The 22,162-nt window shown below is 68.3% G+C and carries 18 protein-coding genes; 3 read left to right on the top strand and 15 right to left on the bottom strand.

Translation table 11 applies throughout. The features are described from left to right. Nucleotides 1-13 precede the first annotated feature (13 nt). The 9 genes from RN02_RS09630 to RN02_RS09590 all read right to left on the bottom strand — a co-directional run bounded on the left by RN02_RS09630 (nt 14) and on the right by RN02_RS09590 (nt 10,848). Nucleotides 14-1,126, bottom strand: a complete 1,113-nt coding sequence (locus RN02_RS09630) for a succinylglutamate desuccinylase/aspartoacylase family protein (RefSeq protein ID WP_043314237.1) — start codon at nt 1,124-1,126, stop codon at nt 14-16. A gap of 16 nt (nt 1,127-1,142) precedes the next feature. Continuing rightward, nucleotides 1,143-1,841 (bottom strand): ABC transporter permease, encoded by a 699-nt coding sequence (locus RN02_RS09625; RefSeq protein WP_043267718.1) that lies wholly within the window; start codon nt 1,839-1,841, stop codon nt 1,143-1,145. A 13-nt stretch (nt 1,842-1,854) separates the two neighbouring features. Beyond that, the gene (locus RN02_RS09620) at nt 1,855-2,544 is read right to left on the bottom strand and encodes an ABC transporter permease (protein ID WP_043314236.1); all 690 of its coding nucleotides are present in this window, start codon (nt 2,542-2,544) and stop codon (nt 1,855-1,857) included. Nucleotides 2,545-2,969: 425 nt separating this feature from the next. After that, nucleotides 2,970-3,749 (bottom strand): ABC transporter substrate-binding protein, encoded by a 780-nt coding sequence (locus tag RN02_RS09615; protein WP_009620740.1) that lies wholly within the window; start codon nt 3,747-3,749, stop codon nt 2,970-2,972. 835 nt (nt 3,750-4,584) lie between these two features. Next, the gene (acs, locus tag RN02_RS09610; protein WP_043314235.1) at nt 4,585-6,540 is read right to left on the bottom strand and encodes an acetate--CoA ligase; all 1,956 of its coding nucleotides are present in this window, start codon (nt 6,538-6,540) and stop codon (nt 4,585-4,587) included. A 149-nt stretch (nt 6,541-6,689) separates the two neighbouring features. Beyond that, nucleotides 6,690-7,970: a C4-dicarboxylate TRAP transporter large permease protein DctM gene (gene dctM, locus RN02_RS09605; protein WP_043267724.1), complete on the bottom strand. Its 1,281-nt coding sequence runs from the start codon at nt 7,968-7,970 to the stop codon at nt 6,690-6,692. Further along, nucleotides 7,967-8,599 carry a TRAP transporter small permease gene (locus tag RN02_RS09600; protein WP_043314234.1) on the bottom strand — a complete coding sequence of 211 codons (633 nt, stop codon included), beginning with the start codon at nt 8,597-8,599 and terminating at the stop codon, nt 7,967-7,969. The genes dctM and RN02_RS09600 overlap by 4 nt, the downstream gene beginning before the upstream one ends. 82 nt (nt 8,600-8,681) lie before the next feature. Continuing rightward, complete coding sequence (locus RN02_RS09595) at nt 8,682-9,677, bottom strand: TRAP transporter substrate-binding protein (RefSeq protein ID WP_043314233.1); 996 nt, start codon at nt 9,675-9,677, stop codon at nt 8,682-8,684. Nucleotides 9,678-9,900: 223 nt separating this feature from the next. Beyond that, nucleotides 9,901-10,848: a LysR family transcriptional regulator gene (locus tag RN02_RS09590; RefSeq protein WP_043314232.1), complete on the bottom strand. Its 948-nt coding sequence runs from the start codon at nt 10,846-10,848 to the stop codon at nt 9,901-9,903. Nucleotides 10,849-11,170: 322 nt separating this feature from the next. Here RN02_RS09590 and RN02_RS09585 point away from each other — a divergent pair, with 322 nt between their 5' ends. Together RN02_RS09585 and RN02_RS09580 are read left to right on the top strand one after the other, a co-directional pair. Next, nucleotides 11,171-13,339, top strand: coding sequence for an FUSC family protein (locus RN02_RS09585; RefSeq protein ID WP_052267683.1), 2,169 nt, complete (start codon nt 11,171-11,173; stop codon nt 13,337-13,339). A 669-nt stretch (nt 13,340-14,008) separates the two neighbouring features. After that, nucleotides 14,009-14,272, top strand: a complete 264-nt coding sequence (locus tag RN02_RS09580; RefSeq protein ID WP_009618416.1) for a DUF2790 domain-containing protein — start codon at nt 14,009-14,011, stop codon at nt 14,270-14,272. A 78-nt stretch (nt 14,273-14,350) separates the two neighbouring features. On the opposite strand, the gene RN02_RS09575 is transcribed toward RN02_RS09580, so the two are convergent. Further along, the gene (locus tag RN02_RS09575) at nt 14,351-15,649 is read right to left on the bottom strand and encodes a phospholipase (protein WP_043314231.1); all 1,299 of its coding nucleotides are present in this window, start codon (nt 15,647-15,649) and stop codon (nt 14,351-14,353) included. Nucleotides 15,650-15,855: 206 nt separating this feature from the next. Between RN02_RS09575 and RN02_RS09570 the strand changes: the two genes are divergently transcribed. Further along, a complete protein-coding gene (locus RN02_RS09570) occupies nt 15,856-17,520 on the top strand; it encodes an MFS transporter (protein WP_043314230.1) in 1,665 nt (554 codons plus the stop codon). Between the two features lie 195 nt (nt 17,521-17,715). Here RN02_RS09570 and RN02_RS09565 read toward each other — a convergent pair whose 3' ends face one another. The 5 genes from RN02_RS09565 to RN02_RS09545 all read right to left on the bottom strand — a co-directional run bounded on the left by RN02_RS09565 (nt 17,716) and on the right by RN02_RS09545 (nt 22,154). Next, nucleotides 17,716-18,450: an adenosylcobinamide-GDP ribazoletransferase gene (locus RN02_RS09565; RefSeq protein ID WP_043267732.1), complete on the bottom strand. Its 735-nt coding sequence runs from the start codon at nt 18,448-18,450 to the stop codon at nt 17,716-17,718. Further along, nucleotides 18,447-19,052 (bottom strand): alpha-ribazole phosphatase family protein, encoded by a 606-nt coding sequence (gene cobC / locus RN02_RS09560; RefSeq protein ID WP_043314229.1) that lies wholly within the window; start codon nt 19,050-19,052, stop codon nt 18,447-18,449. The genes RN02_RS09565 and cobC overlap by 4 nt, the downstream gene beginning before the upstream one ends. Next, nucleotides 19,049-20,104 (bottom strand): nicotinate-nucleotide--dimethylbenzimidazole phosphoribosyltransferase, encoded by a 1,056-nt coding sequence (gene cobT, locus RN02_RS09555; protein WP_043314228.1) that lies wholly within the window; start codon nt 20,102-20,104, stop codon nt 19,049-19,051. The genes cobC and cobT overlap by 4 nt, the downstream gene beginning before the upstream one ends. Further along, nucleotides 20,101-20,622, bottom strand: a complete 522-nt coding sequence (gene cobU, locus RN02_RS09550) for a bifunctional adenosylcobinamide kinase/adenosylcobinamide-phosphate guanylyltransferase (protein WP_043314227.1) — start codon at nt 20,620-20,622, stop codon at nt 20,101-20,103. Before cobU ends, cobT begins: the two co-directional genes overlap by 4 nt. 71 nt (nt 20,623-20,693) lie before the next feature. Continuing rightward, nucleotides 20,694-22,154, bottom strand: a complete 1,461-nt coding sequence (locus tag RN02_RS09545) for a cobyric acid synthase (RefSeq protein ID WP_043314252.1) — start codon at nt 22,152-22,154, stop codon at nt 20,694-20,696. Nucleotides 22,155-22,162 lie beyond the last annotated feature (8 nt).

Below are 22,162 nucleotides of genomic sequence, written 5' to 3'. Positions count from 1 at the left end.
CGGTTACTCGAATTCAGTCGTTGATCAGCCGGCCCGTACGGAACGGCTCGCGCCCGGCCACCTTGGCCATCCAGTGTCCCGCCAGCGCGTAGCGCCCCCGCTCCAGGGCGAAGAGCACGCCGGCGGTTCCGGCGCACACGGTGCTGACCTTGTCGTTCAGCGGGTCCACCACCTCGAACAGCGCCTCGCCCTTCTCCACCCAGTCGCCGGCGCGGCGCAGGAAGCTGACCACCCCGGCATGGGGCGCGGCGAGGTATTCGGTGCCCTCGAAGGGCATGCCTTCGCAGCATTCGCCCGGCGCTTGCGGCCATTCGCCGGCGATCAGCCCCTGTTCGGCGAGGAAGGCCAGGATCGCCTCGGCGTTGTCGCGCGCCTGCTCGACGCGGGTGTCGCCCATGCTGCCCAGCTCGACCGTGGTGGCCATGCATGCCGCAGGCACGGCGGCCTGTGGATAAGCGCGGGCCAGGCGCAGCCAGGGCAGCGAGCAGGATTCGTCGAAGGAGTTGCCGCCGGAGTCCTCAGCCAGCAGCGCCACGCCCGCCTTCAGCCGCGCGGCCAGGGAACGCCATTGCGGCCAGTGCTGCGGGATGGCATAGAGGTGGATGCAGGCCTCGAAGTCGCAGTGCAGGTCGAGCACCACGTCGGCGTCGCAGGCATGGCGCAGCAGCAGGCGCTGCATGGCTTGCAGCTCGGAGGTGGCCGGCGCCTGCGCGTCGAGGACTTCGCGCATGTGCTGGCGGATCAGTTGCACGTTGGCCTCGGCGTCGTCACCCAGTTGGCCGGCGACGCGCGGCTCGACCAGGGACGCCAGGTCGACGAAACCGCGGTTGAAGTTCTGCCCGCTGTTCGCCTCGAAACGCCCGAGATGGCTGGCCTGCAGCCACTGGCCAAGGCCGATGGGGTTGGCTACCGGCACCAACTCGACCGTGCCCAGCAGGCGGCCTTCGGCCTCCAGCGCAGCCAGGCGCAGCTTCAGTTCCCAGGCGGTGCGCATGCCCGGCAGCTCGTCGGCGTGCAGGCTGGCCTGGATGTAGGCCTTGCGCGGGCCGGCGCCGTAGCGGAACAGGCTCAGGCGGCGTTCGCTGCCAAGGCTGGCGCAGGGCAACAGGTGATCGATGCGTTGCATGTTCCCCTCCTCCGCCTCAGTGCTTGCGCGGCGCCAGGTAGGCCAGCCAGCGGCGTTCGGCGGCCTTGAACAGGCGCACCAGGATCAGCGTCAGGATCAGGTAGAAGACCCCGGCGGTGATGAAGGCCTCGAACGGCAGGTAGTACTGCGAGTTGACGGTGCGCGCGGCGCCGGTGATGTCCACCAGGGTGACGATGGAGGCCAGGCTGGTGGTCTGCAGCATCATGATCACCTCGTTGCTGTACTGCGGCAGCGCGCGGCGCAGCGCCGAGGGCAGGAGGATGCGGCGGTACATCTTCAGGCGCGACATGCCCATGGCCTTGGCCGCCTCGATCTCGCCATGGGGCGTGGCCTTGAGGCTGCCGGCGAGGATTTCCGCGGTATAGGCGCTGGTATTGATGGCGAAGGCCAGGCAGGCGCAGAAGCTGGCGTTGGACAGCCAGGGCCAGAACACGCTGTTGCGCACCGCTTCGAACTGGGCCAGGCCGTAGTAGATCAGGAACAGCTGCACCAGCATGGGCGTGCCGCGGATCACGTAGGTGTACAGCCAGGCCGGCAGGTTCACCGCCGGGCGCTTGGACACGCGCATCAGCGCCAGCGGCACGGCCAGCAGCAGGCCCACGGCCAGGGAGATCAGCAGCAGCTTGAGGGTCACCAGCAGGCCGCCGAAGTACAGCGGCAGGTTTTCCCAGATGACGGTGTAGTCGAAGATCATCGCGTGGCTCCCCTTACAAATCCGCGACCTTGACGCCCACCGAGTAGCGGCGCTCGAGCAGGCGCAGCAACAGCAGCGAGACGCTGGTCACCACTAGGTAGAGGGCGGCGACGAACAGGTACCAGGTGAACGGCTCGCGGGTGGCGTCCGCGGCCTGCTTGGCCTTGAACATCATGTCCTGCAGGCTGACCACCGAGATCAGCGCGGTGGCCTTGACCAGCACCAGCCAGTTGTTGGTGAAGCCGGGGATGGCCAGGCGGATCATCTGCGGCACCTGCACGCGGAAGAACACCTGCAGATGGCTCATGCCGTAGGCGAAGCCGGCCTCGGCCTGGCTCTTGGGGATGGCCATGAAGGCGCCGCGGAAGGTTTCCGAGAGGTAGGCGCCGAAGATGAAGCCGAGGGTGCCGACGCCGACGACGAAGGGGTTGAGGTCGATGTAGTCGTCGTGACCCAGCAGCGGCGCGACGCGGTTCACCAGGTCCTGGCCGCCGTAGAAGATCAGCAGGATCAGCACCAGGTCGGGTACGCCGCGGATCACCGTGGAGTAGGCGTCGCCGCACCAGGCCAGCCACCTGACCGGCGACAGGCGGAAGGCCGCGCCGACCAGGCCGAGCACCGCCGCCAGGGCCATCGACAACAGGGCGAGCTGGAGGGTCAGCCAGGCACCATCGACGATGGTGGCCGCGTAACCGTTGAACATGGTCAGCACCTCATGCAACCGTTCGCCGCAGCGGCGAACGCAGAACGACGGGCCACGGAGCCCGGGAAAACCGGCCGCGGTCGCCCAGCGTCCGCCGCCCAATAAAAAAGTGGCACAAACAGCAGGGACCGTTACCGTTTCGTCACGGCCGCGACGGAACATTTTTTTGCGCGGGACAAGGCGCACGCGTCACGGCTCGGTCATCCCAGATGAACAGCGAGCGAGGCCCCCGCACAAAAAATAGTCCGTCCCTTCGGGTTGCGCGGCAAATGACGCCATGCGTCGTTGCGGGATTTGGCAAGGGAACACCATTGCCTGCATCCCGCGCCTAGCCTGGCGTCATTTGTCACAGCAACGCGACTCGCGCCGAAACGGCAACGGTCCCCGGGCCTCGACCCGGGTTTGCGCCACTTTCCGGTCAGGGATCAGTTCGAGCCGTAGACGTCGAACTTGAAGTACTTGTCCTGGACCTGCTTGTACTTGCCGTTGGCACGCAGCGCGGCGATGGCCGCGTTGAACTTGCCGGCCAGGGCGCTATCGCCCTTGCGCACGGCGATGCCCACGCCTTCGCCGAAGTACTTCTCGTCGGTCAGTTGCGGGCCGACGAAGGCGAAGCCCTTGCCGGCGTCGGTCTTGAGGAAGCCGTCGTCGAGGTTGACCGAGTCGGCGACCACCGCGTTCACGCGGCCGGCCACCAAGTCCATGTTGGCTTCCTGCTGGGAGTTGTAGCGCACCACTTCCACGCCGGCCGGGGTCAGCTCGCCGGAAGCGTAGCGATCCGCGGTGCTGCCGCGCAGCACGCCGACCTTCTTGCCCTTGAGGTCGGTCAGCGGGTCGTTCAGCGCCGAGCCTTCCTTCATCACGTAGCGGGCCGGGGTGTTGTAGTACTTGTTGGTGAAGTCCACGGACTTCTTGCGCTCGTCGGTGATGGTCATCGACGAGAGGATGGCGTCGATCTTGCGCACTTTCAGCGCCGGGATCAGGCCGTCGAATTCCTGCTCGACCCAGGTGCACTTGACCTTCATCTCTTCGCACAGGGCGTTACCGATGTCGACGTCGAAGCCGGCCAGCTGGCCATCGGGGGTCTTGAAGGAGAACGGCGGGTAGGCCGCTTCGATGCCGATACGCACGGGCTTGTCGTCGGCGTGGGCCATAGCGGTGATAGCGGAGAGCGCCAGCGCGCCGAGAAGTGCGAACTTCTTCATCAGTAACTCCTTCGAGGGTAGGACTTCGATTGGCAGGAGAAAGGGGTTGGCCCAGGCTGCCCGTGCAGAAGTGAAGGTTATTGTCGTCTGCGCGCATTGCCGTGGCGGGTTTCTCGTGGAAAACCACGCCATCCAGGGTGAGCGGCATTCTAGCGACAGCCCCTGGGCGGTTATTTCTTCAATGCGACAACTAATTATAGAAGCACCGGAGAGCGGGCTCCGACATCTTGACGGGGCGGATTTTAGGTGATCAAGGCGGGAAGAGTAAAACCAATTTTCATTGCAGGTATCGAGCCAATTAATGGACACCTCAATGAATACGCGGCCTCCAGCCTGGGGTAGTTTTCTGGAGTTCAGAAAAGGCGCATAGAAAGCGTGCGAAATGTTTCCAGGCGCCTCATTTTGTCGCAGCGTGGCGGGAGGTGTTACCGCATGCCATTCGGCGTCGGGCATCAACCTGTAGGAGCGGGCCCTGCCCGCGATTCGCGCGCAGGGCGCGCTCCTACATGGGAATGGCGTGGGTGGGGTGGCGTAGCGGATCTCATCCGCGAATCGCGCCGGGACGGTCGGCTATCGCGGACAAGGTCCGCTCCTACAGTTCCAGGGAAGCCCCGTAGGATGGGTTGAGCGAAGCGATACCCATCACCGCCACCGCATGGGTTTCGCAAGCTCAACCCATCCTACGAAGAGCACCTCGGCGCAGCCGGCAAGACAGTTGCTCCTACGTTACAGGCGAGCATGGCTCCTACGAAGAGCATTCTGGCTCGGTCTGTCCTACAGTGGAAGAAAGAAAAACGCCCCGGCAAGCCGGGGCGTTTTTCGTTGCGGAGGCGGATCAGGCGGCTTTCATCGCCCGGTGGGTGTCCACCAGGTGCTGCACCACGCCCGGGTCGGCCAGGGTGGAGATGTCGCCCAGGGCGTCGTACTCGGCGGTGGCGATCTTGCGCAGGATGCGGCGCATGATCTTGCCCGAGCGGGTCTTCGGCAGGCCCGGGGCCCACTGGATGACGTCCGGGGTGGCGATCGGGCCGATCTCCTTGCGCACCCAGGCCTTGAGTTCCTGGCGCAGTTGCTCGCTGGCTTCCTCGCCGGCGTTCAGGGTGACGTAGACGTAGATGCCCTGCCCCTTGATGTCGTGCGGCACGCCGACCACCGCGGCCTCGGCCACTTTCGGGTGGGCGACCATGGCGCTCTCGATCTCGGCGGTGCCCATGCGGTGCCCGGAGACGTTGAGTACGTCGTCGACGCGGCCGGTGATCCAGTAGTAGCCATCCTCGTCGCGGCGGGCGCCGTCGCCGGTGAAGTACATGCCCTTGAAGGTCTTGAAGTAGGTGTCGACGAAGCGGTCGTGATCGCCGTACAGGGTGCGCGCCTGGCCCGGCCAGGAGTCGAGGATCACCAGGTTGCCCTCGGCCGCGCCCTCGATGATGTTGCCCAGGTTGTCCACCAGCGCCGGCACCACGCCGAAGAACGGCTTGGCGGCGGAGCCCGGCTTCAGCACGTGGGCGCCCGGCAGCGGGGTCATCAGGCAGGCGCCGGTCTCGGTCTGCCACCAGGTATCGACGATCGGGCAGCGCGACTGGCCGACGGTCTCGTAGTACCACTGCCAGGCTTCCGGGTTGATCGGTTCGCCCACCGAGCCCAGCAGGCGCAGGCTGGAACCGTCGGCGCCTTCGACCGCGGCCTTACCCTCGGCCATCATGGCGCGGATGGCGGTGGGCGCGGTGTAGAGGATATTGACCTTGTGCTTGTCGACGATTTTGGCGACGCGGGTGATGTCCGGGTAGTTCGGCACGCCTTCGAACAGCACGGTGGTGGCGCCGTTGGCCAGCGGGCCGTAGACCACGTAGCTGTGGCCGGTGACCCAGCCGATGTCGGCGGTGCACCAGAAGACCTCGCCAGGGCGGTAGTCGAACACCCGCTCATGGGTCAGCGAGGCGTACACCAGGTAGCCGCCGGTGGTGTGCAGCACGCCCTTGGGCTTGCCGGTGGAGCCGGAGGTGTAGAGGATGAACAGCGGGTCCTCGGCGCCCATTTCCTTCGGCGCGCAGGTGGTGCCGGCGACCTTCATCAGGTCTTCGTACCAGACGTCGCGGTGCGCGTTCCACTTGATGTCCGAACCGGTGCGCTTGCAGACGATGATCTTCTGCACGCTGTTGGTTTCCGGGTTGGTCAGGGCGTCGTCGACGTTGGCCTTGAGCGGGGTCTTCTTGCCGCCGCGCACGCCTTCGTCGGCGGTGATCACGATCTTCGAGCGGCAGTCGATGATGCGCCCGGCCAGGGCTTCGGGGGAGAAGCCGCCGAACACCACGGAGTGGATGGCGCCGATGCGGGTGCAGGCGAGCATGGCCACCACGGCTTCCGGGATCATCGGCATGTAGATGGTCACCACGTCGCCGCGGTGCACGTCCTGGCCGCGCAGGGCGTTGGCGAACTTGCAGACCTGCTCGTGCAACTGGCGGTAGGTGATTTCCTGGTGCTCGGACGGGTCGTCGCCTTCCCAGATGATCGCCAACTGGTCGCCGCGCTCGGCGAGGTGACGGTCCAGGCAGTTGTAGGAAACGTTGAGCGTGCCGTCGGCGAACCACTTGATGTCGACGTGGTGGTCGTCGAAGGAGGTCTGCTTGACCTTGGTGAAGGGCTTGATCCACTCCACCCGCTGGGCCTGCTCGCGCCAGAAGCCGTCGGGGTTGACCACCGACTGCTGGTACAGCTTCTTGTAGCTGGCTTCGTCGGTCAGGGTATTGGCGGCCACTTCGGGACGCACGGGATACACGGATGCCGCACTCATGACGCATTACCTCGGTTCGGAGTGTTGTTCTTGTTGGGACCAAGTTGTAACGGCCGGGGTGCGCAGGGACCATACGACCATGGTCTTACCAATCCTTAGTCGTAGTGATAGGCCCCATCAGCCCGGCTGACGGGGCCTGCGGCAATGCGTCACATGCCCAGCGCCTGCGGCAGCGCGAGGGAGATGAAGGGCACGTAGGTGACCAGGATCAGGAACAGCAGCAGGATCATCAGCCAGGGCGTCGCCGCGCGGACCACCCCGGTCAGCGGCATGCCGGTCACCGCAGAGGTGACGAACAGGTTGAGGCCGACCGGCGGCGTGATCAGGCCGATCTCCATGTTCACCACCATGATGATGCCCAGGTGGATCGGGTCGATGCCCAGCTGCATGGCGATCGGGAACAGGATCGGCGCCAGGATCAGGATGATCGCCGAGGGTTCCATGAAGGCCCCGGCCACCAGCAGCACCAGGTTCACCACCAGCAGGAACTGCCAGGGCCTGAAGCCCTGGTCCAGGACCCAGGCGGTGATCTGCTGGGGAATTTGCTCGGTGGTCAGCACGTGGGCGAAGAGCATGGCGTTGGCGATGATGAACATCAGCATGATCGACAGCTTGCCTGACTCCAGCAGCACCCGCGGCACTTCGCGGATGCGCAGGTCCCGGTACACGAAGATCGCCACCAGGCCGGCATAGACCGCCGCCACCGCGGCCGCCTCGGTCGGGGTGAACATCCCGGTGTAGATGCCGCCGAGGATGATCACGATCAGCAGCAGGCCCCAGAGCGCCTCGCGGGCCGAGCGCAGCCATTCGCCCAGGCTGGCCCGCGGCAGCGCCGGCAGCTTGCGGTAGCGCGCCACCAGGTAGATAGCCACCATCAGCACCACGCCCAGCAGTATCCCGGGGATCACGCCGGCCATGAACAGTTTGCCCACCGACTGCTCCGTGGCGGCGGCGTACACCACCATGACGATCGACGGCGGGATGAGGATGCCCAGGGTGCCGGCGTTGCAGATGATGCCGGCGCCGAACGCCTGCGGGTAGCCGGAACGGACCATGCCGGCGATGGCGATGGAGCCGACCGCGGCCACGGTGGCGGGGCTCGAGCCGGACAAGGCGGCGAACAGCATGCACGCCAGCACTGCGCCTATGGCCAGCCCGCCGCGGATGTGGCCGACGCAGGCATTGGCGAAGTCGATCAGCCGGCGGGCCACGCCGCCGGTGGTCATGAAGGCGCCGGACAGCAGGAAGAACGGGATCGCCAGCAGCGTGTAGTGCTCGCTGGTCTCGAACAGCTTGATCGCCAGCGAGCGCACCGAGTCGGGGCTGAACAGCATGATGGTGATCGAGCCGGCCAGGCCGAGCGAAGCGGCGATCGGCACGCCGATGAACATCAGTACGAAGAGCAGGAGGAACAGGAACAGAACGGTCATTGGCTGCGGCCCTCGTCTTCCTTGACCTTCAGTGCGTCGGCGGCTTCGTCGGCAAGCCCCAGGCCGGTCTGCTGGCCGCGCAGGATGCGCACGAGGATCTCGAGGAAGCGGATGAACACCAGGGCGTAGCCCAGCGGCACGATCAACGCGATGTGCCATTGGCGGATGCCATAGTGGCCCAGGTCCTCGGCGCCGATGCCGGCGATGAACAGGGTGCGCACCCAGTCGAAGCTGCCGACGGCGATCAGCCCGGCATACCCCAGGCAGCACAGGCAGGCGACCAGGCCGATGAGGCGTTGCAGCGGGCGCGGCGCGAGCCGGACCAGGGCGTCGACACCGATGTGGCCGGCGGTGCGCACGCCATAGGCCAGGCCGAAGAAGATCAGCCAGGCGAACAGCGCCTTGGTCAGGGCGACGCTCCAGGTCATGGACTGGGCCAGGCCGATGATGAAGTCGCCGATGGCGAACAGCGTTTCGCTGCCGGCCTCCCAGCGGTCGGCCAGGCTGTAGAACGGGGTGTAGAGGTTGTTGAGGATCACGTAGACGAAGGTGACCAGGGTCATGGCCGCCAGCAGGAAGGCGATGAAGCCCTCCTCGAAGTGATCCCAGGCGCGCCGAAGGGCCGTCATGGAAGTCTCCGTAGGCTGTGGTGGTGGGCTCGTGCGGGTGCTGCGGGCGCGGGCGGCGAACGCTGCCCCGCCCGCGCGTGGCTCAACCCTGGTTGGCGTCCTGGGCGGCCTTGATCAGGTCGGCGCCGATGTCGCCCTCGAACTTCTTCCACACCGGCTGCATCGCCTCGCGCCAGTCGGCGCGCTGCTGCGGTGTCAGTTCGATGATCTCGGAGGTGCCGGAGGCGGCGATCGCCTGCTTGGCGTCCTGGTTGAGCTTCGCGGCGTGCTGGTTCACCGACACCGTGACCTCGTCGAGGATCGCCTGCAGCTGCTGGCGGATGTCCGCCGGCAAGCCGTTCCAGAACTTGGTGTTGGTGATGACCATGTAGTCGATCAGGCCGTGATCGGACTCGGTCATGTATTTCTGCACCTCGTTGACCTTCTGGCTCTCGTAGTTCGACCAGGTGTTCTCGGTGCCGTTGACCACGCCGGTCTGCAGGCCCTGGTAGACCTCGGCGAAGGACATCTTGCGCGGATTGGCGCGCACCGCCTTGAACTGCTCCTCCAGCACCGCGGAGGCCTGCACGCGGAACTTCAGGCCGCGGGCATCGCGGGGCTCGCGCAGCGGCTTGTTGGCCGACATGACCTTCAGGCCGTTGTGCCAGTAGGCCAGGCCGGTGATGCCCTTGTCCTCCATCGAGGTCAGCAGCTTGCGTCCGGCCGGGCCGGCCTGGAAGCGGTCGACGGCGGCCATGTCGTCGAACAGGAACGGCAGGTCGAAGATCTGCAACGGCTTGGCGTACTGCTCGAACTTGGCCAGCGACGGCGCCAGCATCTGCACGTCGCCCAGCAGCAGCGCCTCCATCTCCTTGCCGTCGCCGAACAGCGAGGAGTTCGGGTACACCTCCACCCGCACCTTGCCGGGCAGGCGCTCCTCGACCAGCTTCTTGAACAGCAGCGCGCCCTGGCCCTTGGGCGTGTTGTCCGCGACCACATGGGCGAACTTGATGACCACAGGGGCATCGGCAGCGTGCGCCATAGCGGCGCCAAGCACCATCAGGGCGCCCAGCAGCGCCCGCAGCTTCGAACCAAACATTGCTTCACCCTCGGTTTGTTCTTGTATCGGTGAGACCGGCCGCCGGGCGGCCTGGGCAACCCAGACTGACGCAGCGGCAGCGTTCGGTGAATTCACCTTTTCCCAAGGCAGCGTTCGGCAGATCGGAATGCGGCTACGAAAAGTCCCACAACCGGCCGTGGTGAGGCATTTGTGAAAAAGCACGCCGCCCGGGCGGGCGGCGCGATTCAGGCGGTCTGGCGCCTCAGTTGGGCAGGCGCGCGCTGTGTTCGAGCATCAGCTGCTCGTCCTCGGCGAGCATGCCGGGGATGCAGTCGCGGAGGAATTCGACCCAGGTGCGGATCTTCGCATCGAGGAACTGCCGCGACGGGTAGAGCGCGTAGATGTTCAGGTGGAACAGGCTGTAGCCGGGCATCACCCGCACCAGGCTGCCGTTGCGCAGGCCCTCCACCGCCGAGTACACCGGCAGCGCGCCTATGCCCATGCCGGCCACCACCGCCTCGGTCAGGGCGTCGGCGGTGTTGACCTGGAAATGGGTGTGGTCGATGTGCGCCAGCTCCTCGCCGTCCGGGCCGTGGAACAGCCACTTGTCCAGCGACATCACGCTGTTCACCAGGCGCAGGCAGCGGTGCCCGGCCAGTTCCGCCGGCACCTTGGGCGAGCCATGTCGCGTCACGTAGGCGGGCGCCGCGCAGAGCACGCTGTGGGTCTGCCCCAGGCGCTTGGAGACGAAGCCGGAGTCGGGCAGCTCGGGGGCGATCACCACCGAGATGTCGTAGCCCTCGTCGAGGATGTCGGTGGTGCGGTTGGCCAGGGTCAGGTCGAAGCTGACTTCCGAGTACATCTCGCAGTACTGGGAGATCGCCTTGATCAGGTAGTGTTGGCCGATGCCGGTCATGGCATGCACCTTGAGCTTGCCGGCCGGGCGCGAATGGGCGTCGCTGGCCTCGGCCTCGGCTTCCTCGATGTAGCCGAGGATCTGCTGGCAGCGCAGCAGGTAGCGCTGGCCGGCCTCGGTGAGGGCGATGCGGCGGGTGGTGCGGTGCAGCAGGCGGGTACGCAGGTGGGCTTCGAGCTTGGCCACGGTACGCGAGACGTAGGCCGTGGTGAGGTCCATGCGCTGGGCGGCGGCGGTGAAGCTGCCGGTCTCGGCGACACAGACGAAGGCACGCATGTTGTGCAGCAGGTCCATTATTTCTCCTGAGAGCCTGTCCGCGCGCCGTGCCGGGCGATGCCGGCTACAGCAAAGTCTTGTTACAGATTCGCGACAGGCGGCGAATTGTCGCATAACTGCCCACGGCGAATTGTTGTTTTTCAGGCAACAATAATTCGCCCAACTGTCAGCTTATCCTGCCTCCGGCGGTTTTCTAGAATCGCCTCCCCACCGCGGCCCCTCCGCAGTTCCCAGGATTCACAGCTGTGTTCCGCCATACGCGCCAGGCTCGTTTCGCCCCTGCTCCGTCGCCCTTCCCGCAGCCCTGCGGTTGCACAGTTCCCGACTCGCCGCTGCCCCGATGAACAGCCTCACCCGCATCAGCGCGCGCCTGCCCGGCGCCGACGCGCTGCGCCAGGCGGCGTCCGCCTGGGCCCATAGCGACGGGGTGACCTGGGTGTTCATCGGCAAGACCCTGCTCACCGCCTTCCTCGCCCTGTGGCTGGCCTACCGCCTGGAGCTGCCGCAGCCGAACACCGTGCTGGTCAGCGCCTTCATCGTGCTGCAGCCGCAGAGCGGGCAGGTCCTGGCCAAGAGTTTCTACCGCATCCTCGGCACCCTGGCCGGGCTCACGGTGATGGTCAGCTTCATCGCCCTGTTCGCCCAGGAGCGCGTGCTGTTCCTGCTCTGCGTGTCGCTCTGGGTCGGCCTGTGCACTGCCGGCGCCGCGCGCTACCGCGACTTCCGCGCCTACGCCTGCCTGCTGGCCGGCTACACCGCGGTGATGATCGGCATCCCCGCCACCCTGCACCCGGAGGGCGCCTTCATGGCGGCGCTGTGGCGGGTGCTGGAGATCACCCTGGGCATCTTCTGCACCGGCCTGGTCAGCGCCCTGGTGCTGCCGCAGACCAGCAGCGCCGCGCTGCGCAACGCCCTGGACACACGTTTCGGCGACTTCGCCGGGCTGGCCGCCGCCGGCCTGGAAGGCACCCTCGACCACGCCCGCTTCGAGCAGGCCGCCGCGCGCATCGCCGCCGAGGCCGTGGGCCTGGAGAACCTGCGCAACGTCACCGCCTTCGAAGACCCGCACATGCGCCTGCGCAGCGGCCGCCTGGCGCGCCTGAACAGCGAGTTCATGCAGCTGACCACGCGCTTCCACGCCCTGCAGCGCCTGCTCGACCGCCTGCGCGAACGCCAGGCCGGCGCCGTGCTGGAAGTGCTGATGCCGTGCCTGGTGGAAGTCGGCGGGCTGCTCGCCGGCTGGCATGGCCGGCCGCTGCGCGACGCCGACGCGGCCTTCCTCGCCGCCCAGCTGGAACACTGCCGCCAGCAGCTGATGCCGCAGATCCGCGAGGCCCGCGCCAGGCTCGCCCACGCCTGCCCGCGGGAAGCCGACCAGCTGGACTTCGAGACCGCCGCCGAGCTGCTGTTCCGCTTCGCCGGCGACCTCCACGACTACGCCCAGACCCACGCCTCCCTGGCCGCCCACAAGCACATCCGCGAGCAGTGGAAGGAACGCTTCACGCCCAAGGCCAACGCCGTGGCCGCGGCCGTCGCCGGGCTGCGCTGCGCGCTGCTGGTGCTGGTCGGCGGGGTGTTCTGGATCGAGACTTCGTGGCTCAGCGGCGCCACCTTCACCCTCACCTCGGTGCTGATCGCCGCGCTGTCCTCGGCCTCGCCCAACCCCAAGCGCCTGTCGCTGCAGCTGACCTTCGGCACCCTGCTGGGCGCCACGCTGGGCTTCATCCTCACCTTCCGCGTGCTGCCGCACCTGGATGGCTTCCCGCTGCTGTGCATGGTGCTGGCGCCGGTGTTCGCCCTCGGCGCCTTCCTCATCACCCGCCCGCAGTGGAGCGGCTACGGCGTGGGCCTGCTGGTGTGGTTCTGCATCGCCTCGCTGCCGGCCAACCTGGCGCGCTACGACGCCTACACCTTCATCAACGAATACCTGGCCATGCTGCTGTCCATGGGCATGGCGGTGGTGGCGGCCATGGTGATACTGCCGCCCAACCGCCCCTGGCTGTGGGAGCGCCTGGAGGCCGAACTGCGCATGCGCGTGGTGCACACCATCAGCGACCCGCTGAAGGGCCTGTCGGCCGGTTTCGAAAGCGGCACCCGCGACCTGCTCAACCAGGCCTATGGCCTGGCCAGCGGCCGCCCCGACGTGCAGCGCCGGCTGCTGCGCTGGATGTTCCAGGTGCAGGAAGTGGGCCTGGCGATCATCGAGCTGCGCCGCGAACAGGCGGCGCTGCCCGACGAGCCCTGGTACGCCGAGCACATGCCCTGGCGCCGCGCCATCCGCGCCATGGGCCGGGCACTGATCCGCCTGTTCATCCAGCCCGGCGAGCACAACCGCCTGCGCGCCCTGGCGGCGGTGGAGCACGCCATCCACAGCACCCGCAGCACCCAGGAACCGCGCCCGCCGCACTTCGACACCTCGCCGCTGCGGCGCATGTGCAGCTACCTGCACTTCATCCGCACCTCGCTGCTCGACCCCAGTTCGCCGCTGCGGGAGAGCTCGCGGGGTTGAGGAAGCCGCGCGCCGTGCCCCACCTGTAGGAGCGCGCCCTGCGCGCGAAATCGCGGACAGAGTCCGCTCCTACCGCATGAGCGAGCGTGGCTTTTCGTAGGATGGTGTTGAGCGAAGCGATACCCATCAGCGCAACCGCATGGGTTTCGCAAGCTCAACCCATCCTACGAAGAGCGTCTCGGTGCGGCCCGCAAGACAGTTGCTCCCACGGTTCCAGGAAGCACGGTCGTAGGAGCGGACCTTGTCCGCGATAGCCGGACCCACCGGCGCGATTCGCGGATGAGATCCGCTCCTACGCTGCCCCACCCGCGCCATTCCCCTGTAGGAGCGCGCCCTGCGCGCGAAATCGCGGGCAGGGCCCGCTCCTACACCAGCCCCTATCGCGCGACGGCTGCGACACGACCGCGCAGCGTCATTATGCCCGCGCGCTCCCCGAAAACCCGCGCCGCTGCTGGATTGTTGCCTTTTAGTACGAGGTATTTTTGGCTTCCAGGCATATGAATATGCCCGCCGCGGACCTACCATTTGCTTGCTGTTGAAGCGCGCCGCAACACCCAAGAACCCGATCGCAACATCCCTAAAGACATCTTCCCGATGAAGCCGATGAACTTCGTCCTGGCCGCGTGCGCCCGGATGCGGCTCCCGCTCGGGAAAAAGGCAGGAAAATTCATGAAAGCCCTAGTCGTTCTGGCCCTGGCCGGCTTCTCCTCGCTCGCCCTCGCTGCGCAAGCGGACGAGGCTGCCCAACCTCAGAGTCCGGCAGTGGAGCAATACACCTACGGAATGAACCTGGACGTCGCCCACGTGGTTTCCACCACCGACGTCTCCAACCAGTGCGGGGTCGTGCCCGCGCAGATGACCTACGAAGACTCGAAGGGCGAGCGTCACACCATCGAGTACCAGGTCTGGGGCAACGGCTGCACTGGCGGCTAGGCCTCATCCGAAACGCCACCGCGAAGGGTCCACGCTCCCTTCGCGGCGCGTTGCAGCTTCCCCTCCCCTCGCCCCTCCCTATCGCTGCAGCACCGACCTCGCCAGGTTGCGGCTGTGCGCCCCGAACGCCCGGATCAACGCCAATAGCTGTTCGTCCAGCTGCGCATCGTGCTGCAGCGACGCCAGTTCGTTGCCGGCGCTGAAGCCGACGCCGGCATCCGCCGGGACCGTCGCCAGCCAATGACCGATCGCCGCATCGAAGGCCGCCGCATGGGCATGGGATTCGGCCGCCACCACCTCCCGCGGATAATCGGCCGAATACGCCGGATAGCCCCCGTCGCCGGAAGTATCGGCATAGGCGGCGAGCAACGCCGACCCCTGCGGCTTGCGCAGCGATTCCAGCAGCCAGTCCAACTGGTAGCGCTCCACGCCCAGGTGGCGGCTGGCCACGCGGCTGATGGCAGCCTTCTTGTCGGCGTCGAAGCCGGCCATGGCCTTGAGCGCGGTCCACAGCATGCTGGCGGTGGTTTCGCCGGGTAATGGCGTGCTGTGGTAGGGCTGCGTCAGGTCCTGGATGTAGTGCATCGACCAGCCGAGGAAGCGGTAGCCCCAGTATGGATGGCCATGTTCGAAGGCATAACGCGCCAGGCCGTGGAACTGGTAGGCGCGCCATTCCGGCCAGCTGCGCTGCAGGTAGGGCGCGCCGGCGAAGATGATCGGCGACTCGTGGTAGAAGCCCATGTGGAATGGCGCCTGGGAGCTGAACTCGTAGCCCGGGTCGCCGAACGGCTGCGGGCCGAAGCCATAGCGCTGGCCGGCCGCGCCGGGGCTGTCGCTGAACAGGTGGATGTCGTGGCCGAAGTCCGGCTCGTCCGTGGCGCTAGCCAGCACCGCCAGGGCCGGCACCGGCTCGCCCGGCTGCAGGGCGATGAAGCGCCAGCGCGCCCAGCCGGCGAGGTCGCGGAACACCAGCACGTCGGACGCCTTCAGGTGCGGCCGCGCGGGCTGGTCGTGCCCCGGCTCGGGCTGGATGGCGTTGGCCAGCTTGATCTCCGGGTTCAGCCGCAGGGCCGCGAGGAAGGCCAGGCGCAGGTCCTGCTCCGCGCCGGTGAAGCGCAGCGCGTCGGGCCGCGCCGGGTACTGGCGGAAGTGCTCGCGGGCGAAGCGCTCCTGCTCGTCGAGCAACGCCACCAGGCCCTCGCGCTCGGCGGCGAGGAAGGCTTCCAGCGACTCCATGGGCACCGCCGGCGCAGTGGCCACGGCCGGCAATTGCGCCAGGGCCAGGTAGCTGCCCAGGGCATGGTTGGACCAGGCCCAGAGGCAACGCGGCAGGATCAGCAGGGACAGCAGCAGACAAATGCGCAACCGGTGGCTCATGGGGCCTCCACTCTTCTCGGACGATGCCCCGCAGCCTAGCAACCCCGGCGCCGCGGGGCACTGTCGCAGAGGGCCAGGGCGATTCACCGATAAGGCCAGGCTGACCATCATCAATGGCGAGCGCGGGGCCAGCCACTACACTTGCCGGGCATGACCTGCCGGCAGGGCGCCGTCGTCGCCGGCCATCGCAAGAAGGCATTTCCCCCATGCTGCAATCCGTGTCACCGAAGAACGACCTGCCGCTGAAGAACGAGGCCGATCCCCAGCGCAGCGGCGTGCTCGCCCCGTTCGGCATCGCGGCCTTCCGCATCATCTGGATCTGCAACCTGTTCGCCAACCTGGGCACCTGGGCGCAGTCGGTGGCCGCCGCCTGGGTGGTCACCGAGGCCCACGCCAGCCCGCTGATGGTGGCGATGATCCAGGTCGCCTCGGCGCTGCCGCTGGTGCTGCTGTCGATCCTCTCCGGGGTGCTGGCGGACAACCACGACAGGCGCAAGATCATGCTCGTCGGCCTGTCCATCGAACTGTCCGGCGCCGCCCTGGTGACGCTGCTGGCGTTCCTCGGCTACCTCGACCCGCTGCTGCTGATCGCTTCCATCCTCTGGCTGTCCCTGGGCAGCTCCATCACCATCCCGGCCTGGCAGGCGGCGGTGAACGAGCAGGTGCCGCCGCGTCTGGTGGGCGACGCGGTGCTGCTCAACAGCGTCAACTACAACGTCGCCCGCGCGGTCGGCCCGGCCATCGGCGGCCTGCTGCTGTCGGCCACCGGCGCGCCCTGGGTGTTCCTGTTCAACTGCCTGTGCTACGCCTCGCTGATCTGGGCCATCTGGCAATGGCGCCGCGAGGTGCCCAAGCGCACCCTGCCGCCGGAGCACATCGTCGAAGGGGTGGTGGCGGCGCTGCGCTTCACCCAGTACTCCAGCGTCACCCGCCTGGTGATGCTGCGCTCGGCGGTGTTCGGCCTGTCGGCCAGCGCGGTCTGGGCGCTGCTGCCGCTGCTGGCGCACCGCAACCCGGACGGCAACGCCTCGGTGTACGGCTACATGCTCGGCGCCCTGGGCCTGGGCGCCATCCTCGGCAGCACCCTGGTCGGCCGCCTACGCAAGGTGATCGGCACCAGCCGGCTGATCAGCCTGGGCGGCGGCACCCTCGGCCTGGTGCTGCTCATCCTCGGCACGGTGGACAGCCTCTGGGTGCTGTTCCCCGCTCTCATCCTCGGCGGCAGCTGCTGGATAGCCGCGGTGGCCAGCTACAACTCGGCGGTGCAGATACTGGTGCCGGACTGGGTCAAGGCGCGCGCCCTGGCGCTGTACCAGACGGCCATCTACGGCGGCCTGGCGCTGGGCTCGTTCCTCTGGGGCCACTTCGCCGGCACCCTGGGCGTGCAGGGCGCGCTGCTGGCCGCCGGCTGCCTGCTGCTGGTGTCGGTGGCGCTGCTGTACAACTCGCGCCTGCCGGAACTCAACCCCGGCAGCATCGCCCGCGCGCCCAGCACCCTGCCGGGGGAGCCGACCTTCGTCTTCGACACCCAGCGCGGCTCGGTGCTGGTGACCATCGAATACCGCATCCCGGCCGAGCGCACCCGCGACTTCGTCCGCGCGGCCAAGGCGCTGCGCCGCCTGCGCCTGCGCAACGGCGCCGAACGCTGGGCGCTGTACCGCGACATCAGCGACAAGGAGGCCTGGCAGGAGGTGTTCCTGGTGGACAACTGGATCGCCCACCTGAGGATGCTCGACCGCATGACGCTGGAAGACAAGACCATCATCGACACGGTCACCAGCCTGCATGCGGGGGATGCGCCGCCGAAGATGCGGCATGGGGTGAGCTATGAGTCGGGGAGCTACGAGGCGCCGCCGGAGACGTTGGGGTGAGGGTGTTCGCCTGGGGGTGAGGTGCCCGGCGGGAAGTCCGCTCCCTCTCCCCAGCCCTCTCCCTGAAGGGAGAGGGGACCGTTCGGTATGGACTGGAAATTCGGCGTCAACCTGTAGGAGCGGGCCCTGCCCGCGATTCGCGCGCAGGGCGCGCTCCTACATGGAACTGTGTGGGCAGGGCGATGGCATGCCTGGCTAAATCGCCAGAGCCACCAACACCGCACACTCCACCAACTCCACCAAAGCCCCCGCCGTATCCCCGGTCGTGCCATCCAGCCGCGCCATCAGCCGGTTGCGCCACCAGAGGAACACCGCCAGCGCCACCACCAGCGCCACCAGGCCGCTCAGGCCGGTGAGCGGCATCAGCGCGGCGTTGAGCGCCAGCATCCAGGGCAGCGCGCGGCGCGGCAGGTGGTCGGCCAGGGCCTGGCCGAGGCCGCCGGGGCGGGCGTAGGGGGTGGTGAGGAACAGCAGCGGCAGGGCCACCCGCGCCAGCCAGGGCGCCAGCAGCAGGGCCCAGAAGTGGTGGGCGTCGAGCAGCGCAGCAATGGCGCAGAACTTCACCAGCAACAGCACTACCAGCACCACCACCGCCACCGGGCCGCTACGCGGGTCCTTCATGATCGCCAGGGTGCGCTCGCGGTCGCCCAGCCCGCCCACCCAGGCGTCGGCGGTGTCGGCCAGGCCGTCCAGGTGCAGGGCGCCGCTGAAGGCCACCCACACGGCCAGCAGCAGGGCGGCGTGCAGCAGCAGGTAGGTCTCGCCGAAGAAGTAGCCCAGGGCGTAGAGCCCGCCGCCCATCAGCGCGCCTACCAGCGGGTAGAACAAGGTGGCGCGGCCGAACTGCTCGGGCGTGGGCACCTCGCCCAGGCGGATCGGGATGCGGCTGAGGAACTGCAGGGCGATCAACGGCAGGAACAGGTTGCTCATCGGGGCGCGCTCACGGCGGACTCGACCGGTTGGATGCTCCAGCCGCCGGCCTGCGGCTCGATGCGCAGCGCCAGCCGTTCGCCGTGGGCGACGCTCACCTGCAGCAACTGCTCGCGCGGCAGGCCCTGGGCGCGCGCGCCGAGCAGGCGCATCACGCCGCCATGGGTCACCAGCAGCAGGTGCTTTCCGGCATGCGTCGCGTACAGCCGCTGCAGGGCGGCGAACACCCGCGCCTCGAAGGCCGCGAGCGGTTCGCCGCCCGGCGGGGTGAAGGCGTAGGGGTCGTTCCAGAAGCGGGCTAGCGCATCGCTATCAGTCTCCATCAGCTTAGCTGCGGAAAGCCCTTCCCACTCGCCGAAATCCATCTCGCGCAGGTCCGGTTCCAGCTGCAGCGGCAGGCCGCTTGCGGCCGACAGGCGCTCGGCGAAGGCGGCGCAACGGCGCAACGGCGAGCTGACCAGGGCCTCCCAGGGCTGCTCCAGGCCCAGGCCGGCCTGCATCTGCGCCCAGCCGGCGGCGGTCAGGGCGTCGTCCAGGCGGCCGCGGAAGCCGCCGCCCAGTTCGGTTTCGCCGTGGCGCAGCAAGTCCAGGCGCAGGCTCATGCCGGGCGGTCCGACACCGCCGCCTCGGCGAAGGTGGCCATCCCGGCGTGCAGCCGGCAGGCCTGGCGCAGCAGCGGCACGGCCAGGGCAGCGCCGCTGCCCTCGCCCAGGCGCAGGCCCAGGTCCAGCAGCGGCTGCGCCTCCAGGGCCTGGAGCACGCGCTGGTGGCCGGGCTCGGCGCCGCTGTGGGCGAACAGCAGCCAGTCGCGGCACTGCGGGTTGAAGCGCACCGCGCAGAGCGCCGCGACGCTGCAGATGAAGCCGTCCACCAGGGCGACGATGCCCTTCTGCGCGCAGGCCAGGTAGGCGCCGGCCAGGGCCGCCACCTCGAAGCCGCCGAGGCGGCACAGGGCCTCGAAGGGCTCGGCGCAGTGCCCGCCATGCAAGGCCAGGGCGCGCTCGATGACCTCGGCCTTGTGCGCCACGCCTTGCGCATCCAGCCCGGTGCCGGGGCCGACCAGGGCAGACGCGCGCTCGCCCAGCAGGCCGCAGGCCAGCGCCGCGGCGCAGGTGGTGTTGCCGATGCCCATCTCGCCGCCGATGAACAGCTCGCTGCCGGCCTGCTGCGCGCGGCGCACGGATTCGCGCCCGGCTTCCAGGGCGATCAGGCACTGCGCGGCGGTCATCGCCGGCTCGCGGGCGAAGTTCAGGGTGCCGGCGCCGACCATCAGGTGCAGCACGCCGGGCAGCGGTTCCAGGGGCACGGCGGTGCCCAGGTCGATCACTTCCAGGCGCGCGCCCAGGTCGCGGGCCAGCACGCTGATGGCCGCGCCGCCGCGCACGAAGTTGCGCAGCATCTCGCCGGTCACCGCCTGCGGGTAGGCCGAGACGCCCTCCTCCACCACGCCGTGGTCGCCGGCGAACAGGGCGATCCACAGGTGCTCCAGGCTCGGCCGCTCGCGGCCCTGCAGGCTGGCCAGGTGCACGGCCACGTCTTCCAGGCGGCCCAGGGCGCCGCGCGGCTTGGTCAACTGGTCCTGGCGCGCGGCGGCCTTGTCGCGCGCCACGCGGTCCGTGGGTTGGCAGGCTTCGCGCCACCATTGCAGGCTCATACGGGCTCTCCCTTGAGGGTCATGGGCAGGCCGGCGACGGTGAACAGCACCCGCTCGCTGGCCTCGGCCAGGGCCTGGTGCAACCAGCCGGCCTCGTCGACGTAGCGCCGCGTCAGCTCGCCCAGGGGCACCACGCCCAGCCCGGTTTCGTTGCTGACCAGGAGGATGCGGCCCGGCAGGGCCGGCAGCGTGGCCAGCAGTTCGTTCACTTCGTGTTGCAGGTGCGCGCCGTCGTCGGCGAGCAGCAGGTTGGTCAGCCACAGGGTCAGGCAGTCCACCAGCAGGCAGCGATCCGGCGCGGCGTGCTCGGCGAGGGCCCGCGCCAGATGCAGCGGCTCCTCCACCAGGCCCCATTCGGCGGGGCGGCGGTCGCGGTGCTGGCGGATGCGCTCGCCCATCTCGCCGTCGCCGGCCTGCGCGGTGGCGAAATAGGTGACCGGCAGGCCGCTGTCCCGGGCCAGGCGCTCGGCCAGACGGCTCTTGCCGGAGCGGGCGCCGCCGAGGATGAGTTCAAGCATGGGTTTTCTCCGCACGGAACGCTTTTCGTAGGATGGGTGGAGCGAAGCGATACCCATCGATTGCCCCCGGCTCAAAGGCCACATAGGGATTTCAGCTTCTGCGTGTCCAGATACGCCTCCACCTGGTCCGCCAGGCGCTCGATGTCGCGCTCGCGCAGGGCGTGGTAGTCCAGCTGTTGCACTTCGCCCAGGCCGGCCCAGCGCAGCAGCGCGGCGCAGGCGGCGGGGGACTCGAACAGGCCGTGCAGGTAGGTGCCCATGACCTGGCCATCGGCGCTCAGGGCGCCGTCGCAGCGGCCATCGTCCAGGCGCACCGCAGGGCTCTCCAATGCCGGCCCGCTGGTGACGCCGGCGTGGATTTCGTAGCCACCGACCTCGGCGTCTTCCAGGGCCAGCCGGCCACGGACGTTGCGCAGTTGCTTCTCCGGTTCCAGCACGGTGTCCAGCTCCAGCCAGCCGAGGCCGGCGCTGTCGCCGGCGGCGCCTTCCAGGCCGTGGGGGTCGGACAGCGTGCGGCCGAGCATCTGCAAGCCGCCGCAGATGCCCAGCAGCTTGCCGCCATAGCGCAGGTGGCGCTCGATGGCGGCGTCCCAGCCCTGGGCGCGGAGGAAGGCCAGGTCGGCGCGCACGCTCTTGGAGCCGGGCAGGATGACCAGGTCCGCCGCCGGCAGCGGCTGGCCGGGTCCGACGAAGGTCAGTTGCACCTGCGGGTGCAGGCGCAGCGGGTCGAAGTCGGTGTGGTTGCTGATGCGCGGCAGCACCGGCACCGCCACCTTGAGGCTTTCCCCGGCCTTGGCGGCCTGGCGGGTGTCGATGGCGTCCTCGGCTTCCAGGTGGAAGTCCATCAGGTAGGGCAGCACGCCGAGCACCGGGATGCCGGTGCGTTCCTCCAGCCAGTCCAGGCCCGGCTGCAGCAGGGCGATGTCGCCGCGGAAGCGGTTGATGACGAAGCCCTTCACCCGCGCCCGCTCGCTTTCGGAAAGCAGCTCCAGGGTGCCGACCAGATGGGCGAAGACGCCGCCGCGGTCGATGTCGGCGATGAGGATCACCGGGCAATCCACCGCCTCGGCGAAGCCCATGTTGGCGATGTCGTTGGCACGCAGGTTGATCTCCGCCGGGGAGCCGGCGCCTTCCACCATCACTACCTGGTAGGCGTCGAGCAGGCGCTGGTGGGATTCGAGCACAGCCTGTTTGGCGACCCTTTTGTAATCGTGATAGGCGGCGGCGTTCATGCTGGTCACCGCGCGGCCGTGGATGATGACCTGGGCGCCCACGTCGCTGTTGGGCTTGAGCAGCACCGGGTTCATGTCGGTGTGCGGCGCCAGGTGGCAGGCCTGGGCCTGCACCGCCTGGGCGCGGCCGATCTCGCCGCCGTCGGCGGTCACCGCGCTGTTCAGCGCCATGTTCTGCGGCTTGAACGGCGCCACCGCCACGCCCTGGCGGCGCAGCCAGCGGCACAGCGCGGTCACCAGGGTGCTCTTGCCGGCGTCGGAGGTGGTGCCCTGCACCATTAAAGTAGTGCCTTGCACCATCGGGGTGG

The organism is Pseudomonas sp. PI1 (assembly GCF_000812405.1).
GTDB lineage: Bacteria > Pseudomonadota > Gammaproteobacteria > Pseudomonadales > Pseudomonadaceae > Pseudomonas > Pseudomonas citronellolis.
This window is presented reverse-complemented; position numbering and strand designations above follow the sequence as displayed.

Coding starts and splice junctions, on each gene's coding strand:
- RN02_RS09630 (WP_043314237.1), bottom strand. CDS start 1,126: ATGCAACGCATCGATCACCTGTTGCCCTGCGCCAGCCTTGGCAGCGAA.
- RN02_RS09625 (WP_043267718.1), bottom strand. CDS start 1,841: ATGATCTTCGACTACACCGTCATCTGGGAAAACCTGCCGCTGTACTTC.
- RN02_RS09620 (WP_043314236.1), bottom strand. CDS start 2,544: ATGTTCAACGGTTACGCGGCCACCATCGTCGATGGTGCCTGGCTGACC.
- RN02_RS09615 (WP_009620740.1), bottom strand. CDS start 3,749: ATGAAGAAGTTCGCACTTCTCGGCGCGCTGGCGCTCTCCGCTATCACC.
- acs (WP_043314235.1), bottom strand. CDS start 6,540: ATGAGTGCGGCATCCGTGTATCCCGTGCGTCCCGAAGTGGCCGCCAAT.
- dctM (WP_043267724.1), bottom strand. CDS start 7,970: ATGACCGTTCTGTTCCTGTTCCTCCTGCTCTTCGTACTGATGTTCATC.
- RN02_RS09600 (WP_043314234.1), bottom strand. CDS start 8,599: ATGACGGCCCTTCGGCGCGCCTGGGATCACTTCGAGGAGGGCTTCATC.
- RN02_RS09595 (WP_043314233.1), bottom strand. CDS start 9,677: ATGTTTGGTTCGAAGCTGCGGGCGCTGCTGGGCGCCCTGATGGTGCTT.
- RN02_RS09590 (WP_043314232.1), bottom strand. CDS start 10,848: ATGGACCTGCTGCACAACATGCGTGCCTTCGTCTGTGTCGCCGAGACC.
- RN02_RS09585 (WP_052267683.1), top strand. CDS start 11,171: ATGAACAGCCTCACCCGCATCAGCGCGCGCCTGCCCGGCGCCGACGCG.
- RN02_RS09580 (WP_009618416.1), top strand. CDS start 14,009: ATGAAAGCCCTAGTCGTTCTGGCCCTGGCCGGCTTCTCCTCGCTCGCC.
- RN02_RS09575 (WP_043314231.1), bottom strand. CDS start 15,649: ATGAGCCACCGGTTGCGCATTTGTCTGCTGCTGTCCCTGCTGATCCTG.
- RN02_RS09570 (WP_043314230.1), top strand. CDS start 15,856: ATGCTGCAATCCGTGTCACCGAAGAACGACCTGCCGCTGAAGAACGAG.
- RN02_RS09565 (WP_043267732.1), bottom strand. CDS start 18,450: ATGAGCAACCTGTTCCTGCCGTTGATCGCCCTGCAGTTCCTCAGCCGC.
- cobC (WP_043314229.1), bottom strand. CDS start 19,052: ATGAGCCTGCGCCTGGACTTGCTGCGCCACGGCGAAACCGAACTGGGC.
- cobT (WP_043314228.1), bottom strand. CDS start 20,104: ATGAGCCTGCAATGGTGGCGCGAAGCCTGCCAACCCACGGACCGCGTG.
- cobU (WP_043314227.1), bottom strand. CDS start 20,622: ATGCTTGAACTCATCCTCGGCGGCGCCCGCTCCGGCAAGAGCCGTCTG.
- RN02_RS09545 (WP_043314252.1), bottom strand. CDS start 22,154: ATGGTGCAAGGCACTACTTTAATGGTGCAGGGCACCACCTCCGACGCC.